Source organism: Bradyrhizobium sp. Rc3b (assembly GCF_900114915.1).
GTDB lineage: Bacteria > Pseudomonadota > Alphaproteobacteria > Rhizobiales > Xanthobacteraceae > Bradyrhizobium.
Window position 1 is genome coordinate 124,269 of record NZ_FOUS01000008.1, and the last position, 13,154, is coordinate 137,422.

Here is a 13,154-nt window from a genome sequence, read left to right on the forward strand (position 1 = left end):
CGAACGGTGCGCCCCCTCTCCCGCTTGCGGGGGAGGGTTGGGGAGGGGATATCTCCACATTGGGATTGTCTGAAGTCTGCAGAGAAAATCCCTAAAAGGAGAGAGCCCCCACCCGGCGCTTCGCGCCGACCTCCCCCGCAAGCGGGAGAGGTTGCACCGAGCCCGCGGCTCGATCGAACTTAATCCAATTCATCGCGCGCTATCGCGCCTGAGAACTACCGCCGCCAGGTCGGCGTCAGGCCCTCGCGCATCGCAAATCGCCGGAGCGGGCCGATGGCGCCGAGCAAGTGCATGCCGACGGCGCGGACCGGCTGGAGCGGCAGGAAATCGTTGAGCAGCGAGCGGTTGGCGATGTCGATCGCAAAGGTGCGGCTCAAAACGTCCGGACGCCGCGCGCGGTCGTAGCGCTTGAGCAGGTCGGGCGCGCCGGGATCCTGGCCGGCTGCAATGACCTCGCCCGCGAGCCTGGCAATGTCGGCGGCATCGCGCAGGCCGAGATTGAGGCCCTGGGCACCGATCGGCGGAACCACATGGGCTGCTTCGCCGACCAGCGCAATGCGGTCGCGGCCGAAGGATTTTGGACGTTCGATCGCGAGGGGGAACAGGTTGCGCCCGGGCTCGACGGTCATGCGCCCGAGGATCGAATGCGACTGCTTCTCGATCGCGGCCGACAGCTCGGCATCGCTGAGGCCGCGGAGCCGTTCGGCCTCCGCAGGCGCCGAGACCCAGACGATGCTGGAGCGGTCGCCGGGCAGGGGCACGAACACGCAAGGGCCATGCGGCGTGTGGAACTCGGTCGAGACATTGCGATGCGGCCGCGTGTGACCGACGTTGAAGGTCAGCGCCGTCTGCGTCAGCTCGCGCCGCGTCACCGCGATGCCGGCAGCTTCCCGGCACAGCGAATGCCGGCCGTCGGCGCCGACCACCAGGCGGGCCGAGAGAAATTGCGCGGAGGCCGTGCGGACCGCGACGTCGTCGGCTTCGATGACGACGCTTTCAGCCTCGTCGTCGAAACGGACGAGATTGGGCAGCTCAGCCGCACGCGCTTCCAGCGCCAGCATCAGCGAGCGGTTGTCGATGTTGTAGCCGAAGGCGTCGAGCGCGATTTCGTGACAGGAGAACCGGACCTCCGGCGCGCGGAACAGCCGGCCGGTGTCGTCGACGAGGCGCATGACCTCCAGCGCGGCGGCCTTATCCTTGCAGCGGGACCAGACGTCGAGCGTCTCCAGCAGTTCGACGGAGGCGCCGAGCAGCGCGGTGGTGCGGTTGTCGGCATAGGGAATGCGCCGCGCCACCAGTGCGGTCCGGGCACCCGCCTGCGCCAGCGCGATCGCTGCGGCAAGTCCGGCCGGTCCACCGCCGATCACGGCGGCGTCATGGAGTGTCGATGCGTCTGTCATGGAACGACAAATGACACGCCCGGCGGCAAATTCAAGCCCGCTGATTCCGCCTGATTTTCTGACGGATCGTGCGACCGGGCGCCGCAATGGCGGATGTGCAAACCGGCCTCATTCTGATAGCAGAAGCCATGGATACCCAGCAGGATTCCCTGAAGCCGAAACCGGCGATCCGCGCCGCGGCCTTTTCGGTGCACATCTTCACCGCGTTCGGCGCGGCGATCGCGCTATTGGCGATGCTGGAGGCCGTGCGCGAGCACTGGGCGGCGATGTTTCAATGGCTGGGCGTCGCCCTGATCATCGACGCGGTCGACGGGCCGATCGCGCGCCGGCTCGACGTCAAGAACGTGCAGCCGAACTGGTCGGGCGACGTGCTCGATCTCGTGGTCGACTTCGTCACCTATGTCTTCGTGCCGGCCTACGCGATCGTCGCCAGCGGCCTGCTGCTGCCGGTCGCGGCGCCCTTGCTCGGCGTCGTCATCATCGTCACCAGCGCACTATATTTCGCCGATCTGCGCATGAAGGCGGACGACAATCATTTCCGCGGCTTCCCGGCGCTGTGGAATGCGGCGGCGTTCTATCTGTTCCTGCTGCACTGGCCGCCGCTGTGGTCGACGCTGCTGGTGGCCGCGCTCGTCGTGCTGACCTTCGTGCCGTTTCACGTGCTGCATCCGGTCCGCGTCGTGCGGCTGCGCTGGCTGACGATGTCGCTGATCGCGATCTGGGCGCTGCTCGCCCTCTACGTGCTGGAGATGGATTTCCGCGTCGGCGCCGGCGTCACCGTCGCACTCTGCGCGATCGCGCTCTGGATCAGCTTCAGCGATGCGTTGATACGACTGGTAAGATCCTTCGCATGATGCATCTGTTGACCAGCCCCGAAGCCTGGGCCGCGCTGCTCACCCTGACTGCGCTCGAGATCGTGCTCGGCATCGACAACGTCATCTTCCTGTCGGTGATCGTCTCGCGTATCCCCCAGCAGCAGGCCGATCGCGCCCGCAAGATCGGGCTCGCTCTCGCGCTGGTCTTCCGCATCATGCTGCTCAGCGTCCTGGTCTGGCTGATCGGCCTGACCGCGCCGGTCTTTTCATTCAAGGGTTCGGACTTCTCCTGGCGCGACCTCATCCTGATCGGCGGCGGCCTGTTCCTGATCGCGAAGGCGACGCACGAGATCCACGCCGAGCTCGAGGCCGATGACGGCGAGGGCGATCAGAAACCCGGCGGCAGCGCCTTCTTCTGGGTGATCATCCAGATCATCGTCATCGACATCGTGTTCTCGCTGGATTCGATCATCACCGCGATCGGCATGGCCCAGGACGTCGAGATCATGATCGCGGCGGTCGTGATCGCCTGCCTGATCATGTACATTTCGTCGGGCCCGGTGTCGCGCTTCGTCGCGGAGCATCCGACCACGAAAATGCTGGCGCTGGCGTTCCTCGTGCTGATCGGCGTCGCGCTGGTCGCGGACGGATTCCAATTCCATATTCCGCGGGGCTACATCTATTTTGCAATTGCGTTCTCGGCGGCCGTTGAATTCTTCAACGTGCTGGCCAAGCGCAATCGCAGGAAGACCAGCACGCCGTCGGTTTAGGCGTTCCAGCTACATCGAGTTGACAAGGCGGGCGCGATGTCTTTCGCTGGCCTTTGAGAAGAGGAGGTCAGGTGATGACCAAAGCGGTCCGTGTGCACAAGGTCGGGGGCCCAGAAGCCCTGGTCTATGAGAGCGTCGATGTCCCGGCGCCCGGCCCCGGCGAGGTGCGCATCCGCCAGCATGCGGTCGGCCTGAACTTCATCGACGTCTATTACCGTACCGGTCTCTACAAGGCGCCGGGGCTGCCTTTCATTGCCGGCAACGAGGCCTCGGGCGAGGTCATCGCCGTCGGGCCCGGCGTGACGCATTTCCATCCGGGCGATCGCGTTGCCTACTACCACAATCTCGGAGCTTATACTGGCGAGCGCAACATTCCCTGGGAGAAGCTGGTCAAGTTGCCCGATCACATCACCCACGAGCAGGGCGCCGTGCTGATGCTCAAGGGGCTGACGGTGTGGTATCTCCTGCACAAGACCTTCAAGGTCGAGCCGCATCACCGCGTTCTGGTCCATGCCGCCGCCGGCGGCATCGGCCTTTTGGCCTGCCAATGGGCGAGGGCGCTCGGGGCCCACGTCATCGGCACGGTCGGCTCGCGCGAGAAGGCCGAGCTCGCCGAGGCCAATGGCTGCGATCACGTCATCCTCTACAACGAGGAGGACTTCGTCGCGCGCGTCAAGCAGATCAGCCGCAATGAGGGCTGCGACGTCGTCTATGACGGCGTCGGCAAGGCGACCTTCCCGGGCTCGCTGTCGTGCCTGAAGCCGCGCGGCATGTTCGTCTCCTTCGGCAACGCCTCCGGGCCGGTGCCGCCGTTCGCGATCGCCGAGCTCAACAATCACGGCTCGCTGTTTGCGACGCGGCCGAAGCTCAACGATTACGTCGGCACGCGCAAGGAGCTGCTCGAAGGCGCCGACACGCTGTTCGCCGCCGTTATCAACGGCAAGCTGCACGTGCCGATCAACCACGCCTACGCGCTGAAGGATGCCGCGAAGGCGCATATCGATCTCGAAAGCCGCAAGACCACGGGAGCTTCGATTTTGAAGCCGTAGGCTCCCGTCATTGCGAGCGAAGCGAAGAAATCGAGAACTGTCTCCGCGGATGCTGCTCTCGTAGGGTGGGCAAAGGTGCGAAGCGCCGTGCCCACCCTTTCTGAGTGGTGGGCACGCTTCGCTTTGCCCACCCTACGGCACTGCCTCCAGGAGAACGAAACAGTTGCTACGCCACGCGCCGTGCCGCGCCGGCCTTGGTCAAGATCCCATCGAGACAATCGATCATCTCGGCGATCTCTGCCTTCGCGACGTTCAGCGCCGGCATGAAGCGCAGCGTGTCGAGCTGCGGCGCGTTGAGAAGCACGCCTTCCTCGAACGCCTGCGCGACGATGCCGGGCGCGATCGGCAGCTTGAGGTCGAGCGCGAGCAGCAGCCCGCGTCCCCGCACACCGCCGAGGCCGTGCCGGGCCGAGACCTTCTGCAGCTCGCTCTCGAGCAAGAGGCCAGTCTCGGCGACCTGCTTCAGGAAGTCGGACTTGCTGACCTCCTCGAGCACGGCGAGCCCCGCCGCGCACATGATCGGGTTGCCGTTGAACGTGCCGCCCTGGTCGCCGTGCTCGAAGCACGAGGCGCGTTCGGTCGCGAGCAGGGCAGCGAGCGGTACGCCGCCGCCGATACCCTTGCCGAGCGTCATGATGTCGGGCGCGATCCCGGTGTGCTCGTAGTGGAAGAGTTTTCCGGTCCGGCCGATGCCGGTCTGGATCTCGTCGAAAATGAGCAGCAGGCCGTGCGCATCGGTCAGCGCGCGTAGCTGCTGAAGGAATGCATCGGTCGCCGGCCAGACGCCTGATTCACCCTGGATGGGCTCGAGCATCACCGCGACGGTGTTGTCGTTGATCAGCTTCTCGACCGAGGCGATGTCGTTCAGCTTCGCCTTCTTGAAGCCTGATACTTTCGGCTCGAACAGCGGCTCGAACGCCTTCTTGCCCGAGGCCGACATCGTCGCCAGCGTTCGGCCGTGAAAGCCGCCTTCGAAGCTGATGATCTCGAACGCGCCGCCTTTGTGCAGGCTGCCATATTTGCGCGCGAGCTTGATCGCACCCTCGTTGGCTTCCGCGCCGGAATTGGCAAAGAATACCTGGTCGAAGGCGCTGTTCGCGACCAGCGCTTGAGCCAGCTTGAGGCTCGGCTCGTTGTAGAAGGCAGGGCTCGGCGTCAGCAGCCGCCTGGCCTGTGCGGAAAGCGCGTCGGCAACCGCGGGCGGGGAGTGGCCGAGGCAGTTGACGGCCCAGCCCTGCACGAAATCGAGATAGCGCTTGCGGCCGTCGTCCCAGAGGTAGGAGCCCGCGCCGCGGACGAACACGGCCTTGGGCCGTGCGGTGATGTCCATCAGCGCGTCGTACGGATGCGTGGTCATGTCGAACTCCTCTGGAGACGGGTGGAAAACGGGCGCAAAAAGCAGAAAGGCCGCACCTTGCGGGTGCGGCCTTCTCGAAAACTTCAGCTGAATTCAGTGGTTCAGCGGCGTCGTCGGACATGGCGCACCCTCTCATCGTCGCGGGAGCGACGACGGAGCATTTCGGTGCGCAGGTGGGTCCGGAAATTGATCATGGGGCGCGTCCGTACAGCCGAATAGCAGGGCTTGTCAAGCAGGCATTTTGCAGGATGCTCGCCGAGCGTGCATCGTCACGTCGGGTGCGCGGCCTCCTCGGCCTCTTCATCGCCCCAATCCGCGTCCGCGATCGCGGTGTCGATCAGCTCACCGCGCAGTAGCTTGGGCGGCGAATTCCAGTACAGAGCGATGTTGTGGAAGGGGTCGGTCAGCACCTTGAACACCCAGACGAGGCCGGTCGTGACGTCACGCATGGCGAAGAGCTGGGGCATGCGGGCAAGACCGCCACTGACGCCGATCGCGAGCCAGAGCGTGCCGACGTGACGGACGAAATCGAGACGCGTGGCGGGCGGCTCGAACAGCCCGAACAGGGAAGGGAACGCGTACAGCGCAACCGGCGCGCTGCCCCACACCAGCAGCAGGACGATCTTGCGGGTCTGGTTGTAGCCGACCTTGACCGCTTCCTTGTAGTCGTTGCTGACGTCGTTGACGGTATCATAGCCGTTCGGCTCGAAGAAGAAATGCCCGGTCTGCCGCGTCAGCATCGCAAGCCAGCCGACGATACCCGCGAGCGCTGCGTCCTTGAACAGCAAGGCGTAGCAGCCGAGAAAGATCACGGCGCTGACGAGATGCAGGGTCTGGTTGACGGTGCTCTGGTGGTAGAAGCGGTAATCGTCGAAGCGCTGCCTGCGCAGCATGTTCGAGAGACGGCTCATTCTCATTCCTCGCTCGCGTTGAAAGGCGCGGCAGAACTAGGACGAGTCCGTGACCTCTGCGTGAATGCACTATAGTGTCACATTCCTGCGTGACGGTTACTCGACGCCGTAATGCGAGAATACATCGGCGATGCCGGCATTGATTGCCTTTGCGGCCGCGATGTCGCGCTCGGCGCCTTCACCGTCACCCTTCTTGCGCTTCGCCAATCCGCGGCCGTAGAGCGAGCCGTCGAGCCCCGGCTTGATGCTCAGCGCGGCATCGTAATCGGCAATCGCCGCGTCGAGGTTGCCGAGCTTGAGATGGACGAGGGCGCGGCTGTCCAGCGTGTCGGCATCGTTGGGAGCCATCTTCAGCGACTGCTCGCAATCGGCCAGCGCCTCCTGCAGGCGGCCGACGATCGCGCGGGTGAAGCATCGCGAATTGAACACGTCCGCACGGCTCGCATTCGCTCTGATGGAGCGGTCGTAATCGTCGAGCGCCAGCGTGTAGTCGTGCGTATCGAAATACATGTTCGCGCGCGCATAGAAGTCGCGGTCGTTGTTCGGACTGAGATCGATCGATTTGGCGAAATCGGCCAGCGCTCGGGGACGGTCGCCGCGGTCGCGATAGACGCGGGCGCGGTTGCCGTAGGCCGGCCCGTAGTTCGGGTTGAGCTTGATCGACAGATCGAAGTCCGCAAGTGCACTCGCGTCGTCGCCGTGGTTGCTGAAGGCGGTGCCGCGATTGAAATAGGCGAGCGCGAAATTCGGATCGAGTTTGATGGCCTGATCGTAGTCGGCCATCGCGCGCTCGTACGCCTTGTTGTGAATGTGGGAGTTGCCCCGGTTGTTGTAGTAGAGCGGGTCGCGGGCGTTCAGCCGGATGGCACGCGTGTAGTCGGCAATGGCGTGATCTTTCTCGCCGAGATCGTCATGGGCAATTCCCCTGTTGTACCAGAGGTCGGAATGCCCAGGATTGAGCTCGATCGCACGGTTGAAGTCCACCAGCGCACGCGCGGCGTCGCCCTTGCGCCGAAGCATCTCGCCGCGATTGGCGAGCGCATGCACATCGTTGGGATTGGCCTTGAGCACGGCCGAGCAGCCCTCGGTGCGCCGTTCCTCGTGGCCCATGTCGTCGTCCTCGTAACACCATTGGCGCAGCTGTGCGGCTGAGGGGGATCGCGCCGCAGCGGGGGTGGACAGCGCGAGCAGGGCCATCGTGAGGCCGATGGCCGACAGCTTGAACCAAATTCCTGATGTTTCGTCGTATTCCATTTGCGTACCGCATCGAAACCATTGCGCCTCTAGCGCGTTTGTGATCGAAGGACGCGACTTGGTTCGAACCGGAAGCAATTCGGGCGAGACCAAGAGGGACGGGACCAACCAGACAGTTTTCAGCCTTGTCCGATACGCCTTATCCCATCGACCTCGACAGCATTCGCGGCGCATTTCCGCCGGGTATCGAAGCGCCGCCGTTGCTGGTCGACTTTGCCACCTGGCTCAAGGGGCGACCCTGGGGCAGCGTCGGCTGTTTCTCGCTGCAGGGCCAGTTCTCGGATCACGCGCCGATCACCGACGGCAGCCCCTTGCGGGACAGGTTTTCGCTGTTCATGCGGCTGCCGGACGGCTCGGCCGTCGGCGGCTGGTACGGCGCCGGTCTCGACCGCGACAATCCGCCGATCGTGGGACTGGGCTCGGAGGGCGACTACGAGCTGCTGGCGCCGAGCCTCGACGGCCTGCTCGCCAAACTGACATCGCAACAATTCGACAATGCCTGGAGCGATCTCAAGCCGCATGACGAGGTCGAGCCGCAGACGGTCGAGCTCGCGCAATGGCTGGCCGGACGGCCGCTCGGCGAGCCGGCGACGCCCGACGAGAATTCGTCGGAACTGCCTGACTTCCGCGGCTTCATGGAAAAATGGAGCCGGGATCGCGAAGACTACTGGGCCAATCACCGCCTGATGGCCGAGCTCGGCTGGCGGCTGGCCGCCCATCTGCCCAAGGGCAAGAAGCCCTGGGACCGGACGAGATTCGAGATCGCGATCGTCGGCAGGCAATACGAGGCGCGCGTGCTCTCGCACGGACCACAGCCGTTCGAGGAAGCCGCCTCGATCGAATCCCTGCTGCGCGACCTGCGCGAGGAGATGCGCCGCGCCCAGCCCGAGCTTGGCCTGTGGTACGCGATGAATTTTGGGCTCTATGCCGACGGCCGCGTCATGCCGAATTTCGAATACGACCTACGCCCGACCATCGACGGCGAGCCGGCGCTGCTCTCCGAGGCGAAGGCCGATCTCGCCCGCGCACCCCGGCCTGAGCGCTGGGTGCCGAAATGGCTGGCGACCTCCTGAACCTTCGGAATTCCGCGGGGCTGCCGTGCAGCCGGGCGCGCCGAGACCTTCCGCTGTCGCGCCATCAGTGCGTTCTAGCCCTTGCTTGACCTCGCGGGGACGCCACCTTCGATCCCTCTTGACTTAGAGCGCGCTCGAAGGGGTATCTGTACGTGCGTCAGTACGAGAACGGGCACACATGAAGATCGGCGACCTTGCAAGACGAACCGGCTTGTCGACTCACACGCTGCGCTACTATGAGCGCATCGGGCTGCTTCCATACGCTGACCGGGATCGCTCCGGTCAACGTGATTTTGACGCATCAATCCTCACATGGATCGAATTCCTCGGTCGGCTCAAGACCACCGGAATGCCAATCCGGGACATGTTGCGTTACGCGGCGCTTCGTGATGACGGCGACGCCACCGGGCCAGCCCGGCGGCAGATGCTGGAAATCCATCGAGAACAGGTTCGCACGCAGATTGCCGAACTCCAGGAATGCCTGCTCGTCCTTGATACCAAGATTGCCGGCTACGCCGGCGACGAACAGAGGACGAAGGAAAATGACGCACGCCCAAACACACGCCGAAAGCCGCTTCGATCGCGGCCAGCGGGCCCTGTCACGCATTGACGGCAAGGCCGGCGAAAAGGTCGTCGCCTCACTCGCCGACATCGCTCCGGATTTCGCACGCTACGTGATCGAGTTTCCCTTCGGCGACATTTACTGCCGCCCGGATCTCGGCCTGCGCGATCGAGAGATCGCGACGATCGCCGCGCTGACGGCGCTCGGAAATGCCGCGCCTCAGCTCAAAGTGCATATCGAGGCGGGGCTGAACGTCGGCCTTTCTCGCGACGAGATCGTGGAGATCATCATGCAGATGGCCGTCTATGCTGGCTTCCCTGCGGCAGTGAACGGGCTGTTCGCAGCCAAGGAGGTGTTCGCCGCGCAGCACGGACAGGAGCCGTCGGGCAACACGACATGACGAACCTGCTCTAAGCTCTATTTCTGCTCGGCAGCCTGGGCATAGCAGCTTCCCGCACGTGCCTTGCCCCGGCGCCGTCCGCGCCGAGCACTCATCGCCGGGGAAACCATGAGACGGTTTCACGCCGGTCTCGCCCCTGGGGACCGCAAGGACTGCCGGCGTCTTGGAGCCTCAGAACCCCGCGACGCTGCCGTGTAGATCGTACTGGTCGGCGCGCTCGATCTTCGCGGTGACGATCTCGCCGACGCGCAAGGGGCGGCGGCTCGTCAGATACACCGCGCCGTCGATCTCCGGAGCATCGGCCTTGGAGCGGCCCTTGGCCACCGTCGGGCCGACCTCGTCGATGATGATCTGCTGGCGGGTGCCGACCTTGCGCTTCAGCCTGCGCGCGGAGATCTTCTGCTGGCGGGCCATCAGCGCATTGTAGCGCTCCTGCTTGACCTCTTCCGGCACCGGGTTCTCGATCGCGTTCGATGTCGCGCCCGCAACCGGCTCGTATTTGAAGCAGCCGAGCCGATCGATCTCGGCTTCATCGAGCCAGTCGAGCAGATAGGCAAAATCTGCGTCGGTCTCACCGGGGAAGCCGACGATGAAGGTCGAGCGCAAGGCAAGATCAGGACATTCCTCGCGCCAGCGCTTGATCCGCGCCAGCGTCTTGTCCTGTGCCGCCGGGCGCTTCATCGCCTTCAGCACCTCGGGGCTTGCATGCTGGAACGGGATGTCGAGATAGGGCAGCACTTTGCCCTCGTTCATCAGCGCGATGACCTCGTCGACATGCGGGTAGGGGTAGACATATTGCAGCCGGACCCATGCGCCGAGCTCGCCGAGCTCGCGCGCGAGGTCGAGGAATTTGGCGCGGACCTGGCGGTCCTTCCACGGGCTCTCGGCATATTTGAGATCGATGCCATAGGCCGAGGTGTCCTGCGAGATCACCAAGAGCTCCTTGACGCCGGCGCCGACCAGGCGTTCGGCCTCGCGCAGCACGTCATTGGCCGGACGCGAGACGAGGTCGCCGCGCAGCTTCGGAATGATGCAGAAGGTGCAGCGGTTGTTGCAGCCTTCGGAGATCTTCAAGTAAGCGTAGTGGCGCGGCGTCAGCTTGATGCCCTGCGGCGGCACCAAGTCCACATGCGGGTTGTGGGCCGGCGGCAGCGCGCGGTGCACGGCGTCGAGCACGCTTTCATATTGCTGCGGACCGGTTATCGAGAGCACGCCGGGATAGGCCTGCTCGATCTGCTCGGGTTCCGCGCCCATGCAGCCCGTGACGATCACCTTGCCGTTCTCGGCCATGGCCTCGCCGATCGCCGACAGCGATTCCTGCTTGGCGCTGTCGAGGAAGCCGCAGGTGTTGACGATGACGATATCGGCGCCATCGTGCTTGCGGGCGAGCTCATAGCCCTCGGCGCGCAGGCGCGTGATGATGCGCTCGGAATCCACCAATGCCTTGGGACACCCGAGCGACACGAAGCTGACCTTGGGCGCAGCCGTCTGATCCATATCCAAATCTGCCTGATTGACCGGCCTGAGCTAGTCCCAATTGCCCACAATTACAACCCTTTGCAGGGCGTTCCGGCGTGCTATGGATGAATCACCTGCCGTGAGTGAGCTATGAGCGCCGAACAGTCGCCCAAAATCGTGATCGTCGACGAAAGCCCGATCCGCGCTGCGATCCTGGAGGAAGGATTGCGGGAGGCCGGATTCACGCAAGTGGTCCATATCCGCGAAATGCAGAGCCTGCTTGCCCGTATTTATGCGGTCGACCCCGATATCATCCTGATCGATCTCGAGAACCCCAGCCGCGACGTGCTGGAGGCGATGTTCCAGGTCAGCCGCGCCGTGAAGCGGCCGATCGCCATGTTCGTCGACCAGAGCGATTCAGCCTCGATCCAGGCCTCGGTCGAGGCGGGGGTATCCGCCTACATCGTCGACGGGCTGAAGAAGGAGCGCATCAAGCCGATCCTCGACCTCTGCGTGTCCCGCTTCAACGCCTTTGCCAAGCTCCAGGAGGAGCTCGAGCGCACCAAGTCGCAGCTCGAGGACCGCAAGATCATCGAACGCGCCAAGGGCATCCTGATGAAGGTGAAGGGCCTCACCGAGGACGAGGCCTACGTGCTGCTGCGCTCCACCGCCATGCGCGAGAAGAAGAAAATCGGCGAGATCGCGCAGTCGATCATCACCGCGTCGGAGATGCTGAAATGACCGTTCCCCTCCGCATCGGGTTCATCCCGCTGGTCGATGCCGCAGCGCTGATCGTCGCCGTCGACAAGGGATTTGCCGCCGCCGAAGGGCTCGAGGTCGAGCTGGTGCGCGAGGTGTCCTGGTCCAACGTCCGCGACAAGCTCAATATCGGCCTGTTCGACGCCGCTCATCTGCTCGCGCCCGTGGCGATCGCATCCTCGCTCGGGCTCGGTCACGTCAAGGTACCGATCGCCGCGCCCTTCAGTCTCGGCATCAACGGCAACGCGATTACGGTGTCGCCGGCGCTCCATGCGGCGCTGATGGAGGAGATCGACGGCGACCGCTTCGATCCGATGGCCACGGCGAAAGCGCTGGCGAAGGTGGTTGCCAAGCGGCGCAAGGCGGGTGCCGAGCCGCTGACTTTCGGCATGACCTTCCCGTTCTCGACCCACAATTACCAGCTGCGGTTCTGGATGGCCGCGGCCGGGGTCGATCCCGACGAAGACGTCCGCCTCGTGGTGCTGCCGCCGCCCTACATGGTCGACAGCCTCAAGAGCGGCCATGTCGATGCGTTCTGCGTCGGTGCGCCCTGGAATTCGATCGCCGTCGATCTCGGCATCGGTCACATCCTGCATTTCGTCTCCGACATTCTCGTGCGCGCGGCGGAGAAGGTGCTGGCGGTTCGCCAGGTCTGGGCCGACACGCATCCGGACGTCGTCGCCAGCCTGGTGCGCGCGGCGGTGAAGGGGGCCGAGTTCATCGAGCAGCCCGCGAACCTGGCTGAGGCGGCGCATATTCTGGCGCAGCCCGAGCGGATCGGCGTCGATGCCGAAGTGATCCAGCGCACCCTGACTGGGCGGCTGAAGATCTCCCCTGACGGCACGTTCCGCGAAAGCGGCCGCTATCTCCTGGTGGGGCGGGAAGAGGCGGGGCGGCCCGATCCGGTCCAGGCCGCCTGGCTCTATGCGCAGATGGTGCGTTGGGGGCAGACGGCGCTCAGTCCGGAGGGTGTCAAGACGGCGATGGCCGTTTTCAGGCCCGACCTCTACGATGCGGCCCTCGGCCGCCGGCCGCCCGAGCAGGCTCCCGCCGCGTTCGGGGCATTCGCCGGCCCGGTGTTCAATCCCGACGACATCCAGGGGCATCTTAGGGCCTTCGAGGTCGGGCGATGGAAGGCTTGATTCGGGCCTGCGTATTTTTTAGGCAGTAAGTTTCATTGCCCAAAGTTTGATCCGGCTGCCCGAATTTCGTGAAAGCTTGCCGCCCGGGAATTCTCGGGGTGGCACCTAATTATTTGAAATAGCGATATTTTCCATTTTGGCCAAGCTGGCACGCAACTTGAATGTTGCAGTGCGGCCAGCTTGTCACAGGTGCCTGCTGAGCCG

The 13,154-nt window shown here is 64.4% G+C and carries 13 protein-coding genes; 8 read left to right on the forward strand and 5 right to left on the reverse strand.

Annotated elements, in window-relative coordinates:
* Positions 1 to 215 precede the first annotated feature (215 nt).
* Positions 216 to 1,400, reverse strand: a complete 1,185-nt coding sequence (locus BM190_RS19880) for a UbiH/UbiF family hydroxylase (protein ID WP_092258003.1) — start codon at positions 1,398 to 1,400, stop codon at positions 216 to 218.
* Between the two features lie 86 nt (positions 1,401 to 1,486).
* On the opposite strand from BM190_RS19880, the gene pcsA reads away from it, so the two are divergent.
* From pcsA to BM190_RS19895, 3 genes are all read left to right on the forward strand, one after another.
* A complete protein-coding gene (gene pcsA / locus BM190_RS19885) occupies positions 1,487 to 2,254 on the forward strand; it encodes a phosphatidylcholine synthase (RefSeq protein WP_092258006.1) in 768 nt (255 codons plus the stop codon).
* Positions 2,251 to 2,985 carry a TerC family protein gene (locus BM190_RS19890; RefSeq protein WP_092258009.1) on the forward strand — a complete coding sequence of 245 codons (735 nt, stop codon included), beginning with the start codon at positions 2,251 to 2,253 and terminating at the stop codon, positions 2,983 to 2,985. The genes pcsA and BM190_RS19890 overlap by 4 nt, the downstream gene beginning before the upstream one ends.
* 74 nt (positions 2,986 to 3,059) lie before the next feature.
* Complete coding sequence (locus BM190_RS19895; protein WP_018317978.1) at positions 3,060 to 4,034, forward strand: quinone oxidoreductase family protein; 975 nt, start codon at positions 3,060 to 3,062, stop codon at positions 4,032 to 4,034.
* 166 nt (positions 4,035 to 4,200) lie between these two features.
* Here the strand turns inward: BM190_RS19895 and BM190_RS19900 are convergent, their stop codons facing one another.
* The 3 genes from BM190_RS19900 to BM190_RS19910 all read right to left on the reverse strand — a co-directional run bounded on the left by BM190_RS19900 (position 4,201) and on the right by BM190_RS19910 (position 7,556).
* Positions 4,201 to 5,391, reverse strand: coding sequence for an acetylornithine transaminase (locus BM190_RS19900; RefSeq protein WP_092258012.1), 1,191 nt, complete (start codon positions 5,389 to 5,391; stop codon positions 4,201 to 4,203).
* Positions 5,392 to 5,660: 269 nt separating this feature from the next.
* Positions 5,661 to 6,302 (reverse strand): hypothetical protein, encoded by a 642-nt coding sequence (locus BM190_RS19905; protein WP_092258015.1) that lies wholly within the window; start codon positions 6,300 to 6,302, stop codon positions 5,661 to 5,663.
* Positions 6,303 to 6,398: 96 nt separating this feature from the next.
* Positions 6,399 to 7,556, reverse strand: coding sequence for a tetratricopeptide repeat protein (locus BM190_RS19910; protein WP_092258018.1), 1,158 nt, complete (start codon positions 7,554 to 7,556; stop codon positions 6,399 to 6,401).
* A 125-nt stretch (positions 7,557 to 7,681) separates the two neighbouring features.
* Between BM190_RS19910 and BM190_RS19915 the strand changes: the two genes are divergently transcribed.
* The 3 genes from BM190_RS19915 to BM190_RS19925 all read left to right on the forward strand — a co-directional run bounded on the left by BM190_RS19915 (position 7,682) and on the right by BM190_RS19925 (position 9,591).
* Positions 7,682 to 8,629 (forward strand): hypothetical protein, encoded by a 948-nt coding sequence (locus BM190_RS19915; RefSeq protein WP_092258021.1) that lies wholly within the window; start codon positions 7,682 to 7,684, stop codon positions 8,627 to 8,629.
* Between the two features lie 178 nt (positions 8,630 to 8,807).
* On the forward strand, positions 8,808 to 9,239 hold the full coding sequence (locus tag BM190_RS19920) for a MerR family transcriptional regulator (protein ID WP_091963536.1): 432 nt from the start codon (positions 8,808 to 8,810) through the stop codon (positions 9,237 to 9,239).
* The gene (locus BM190_RS19925) at positions 9,172 to 9,591 is read left to right on the forward strand and encodes a carboxymuconolactone decarboxylase family protein (protein ID WP_092258024.1); all 420 of its coding nucleotides are present in this window, start codon (positions 9,172 to 9,174) and stop codon (positions 9,589 to 9,591) included. Before BM190_RS19920 ends, BM190_RS19925 begins: the two co-directional genes overlap by 68 nt.
* Positions 9,592 to 9,762: 171 nt before the next feature.
* On the opposite strand, the gene rimO is transcribed toward BM190_RS19925, so the two are convergent.
* Positions 9,763 to 11,088, reverse strand: coding sequence for a 30S ribosomal protein S12 methylthiotransferase RimO (gene rimO, locus BM190_RS19930; protein WP_092258027.1), 1,326 nt, complete (start codon positions 11,086 to 11,088; stop codon positions 9,763 to 9,765).
* Positions 11,089 to 11,199: 111 nt separating this feature from the next.
* Here rimO and BM190_RS19935 point away from each other — a divergent pair, with 111 nt between their 5' ends.
* Both BM190_RS19935 and BM190_RS19940 read left to right on the forward strand, forming a co-directional pair.
* Positions 11,200 to 11,790 carry an ANTAR domain-containing response regulator gene (locus BM190_RS19935; protein ID WP_008564898.1) on the forward strand — a complete coding sequence of 197 codons (591 nt, stop codon included), beginning with the start codon at positions 11,200 to 11,202 and terminating at the stop codon, positions 11,788 to 11,790.
* Positions 11,787 to 12,950 carry a CmpA/NrtA family ABC transporter substrate-binding protein gene (locus BM190_RS19940; RefSeq protein WP_092258031.1) on the forward strand — a complete coding sequence of 388 codons (1,164 nt, stop codon included), beginning with the start codon at positions 11,787 to 11,789 and terminating at the stop codon, positions 12,948 to 12,950. Before BM190_RS19935 ends, BM190_RS19940 begins: the two co-directional genes overlap by 4 nt.
* Positions 12,951 to 13,154: the final 204 nt, after the last annotated feature.

Bases quoted from the DNA above. Each gene is read 5' to 3' on its own strand.
- BM190_RS19880 (WP_092258003.1), bottom strand. From the start codon at position 1,400: ATGACAGACGCATCGACACTCCATGACGCCGCCGTGATCGGCGGTGGA.
- pcsA (WP_092258006.1), top strand. From the start codon at position 1,487: ATGGCGGATGTGCAAACCGGCCTCATTCTGATAGCAGAAGCCATGGAT.
- BM190_RS19890 (WP_092258009.1), top strand. From the start codon at position 2,251: ATGATGCATCTGTTGACCAGCCCCGAAGCCTGGGCCGCGCTGCTCACC.
- BM190_RS19895 (WP_018317978.1), top strand. From the start codon at position 3,060: ATGACCAAAGCGGTCCGTGTGCACAAGGTCGGGGGCCCAGAAGCCCTG.
- BM190_RS19900 (WP_092258012.1), bottom strand. From the start codon at position 5,391: ATGACCACGCATCCGTACGACGCGCTGATGGACATCACCGCACGGCCC.
- BM190_RS19905 (WP_092258015.1), bottom strand. From the start codon at position 6,302: ATGAGCCGTCTCTCGAACATGCTGCGCAGGCAGCGCTTCGACGATTAC.
- BM190_RS19910 (WP_092258018.1), bottom strand. From the start codon at position 7,556: ATGGAATACGACGAAACATCAGGAATTTGGTTCAAGCTGTCGGCCATC.
- BM190_RS19920 (WP_091963536.1), top strand. From the start codon at position 8,808: ATGAAGATCGGCGACCTTGCAAGACGAACCGGCTTGTCGACTCACACG.
- BM190_RS19925 (WP_092258024.1), top strand. From the start codon at position 9,172: ATGACGCACGCCCAAACACACGCCGAAAGCCGCTTCGATCGCGGCCAG.
- rimO (WP_092258027.1), bottom strand. From the start codon at position 11,088: ATGGATCAGACGGCTGCGCCCAAGGTCAGCTTCGTGTCGCTCGGGTGT.
- BM190_RS19935 (WP_008564898.1), top strand. From the start codon at position 11,200: ATGAGCGCCGAACAGTCGCCCAAAATCGTGATCGTCGACGAAAGCCCG.
- BM190_RS19940 (WP_092258031.1), top strand. From the start codon at position 11,787: ATGACCGTTCCCCTCCGCATCGGGTTCATCCCGCTGGTCGATGCCGCA.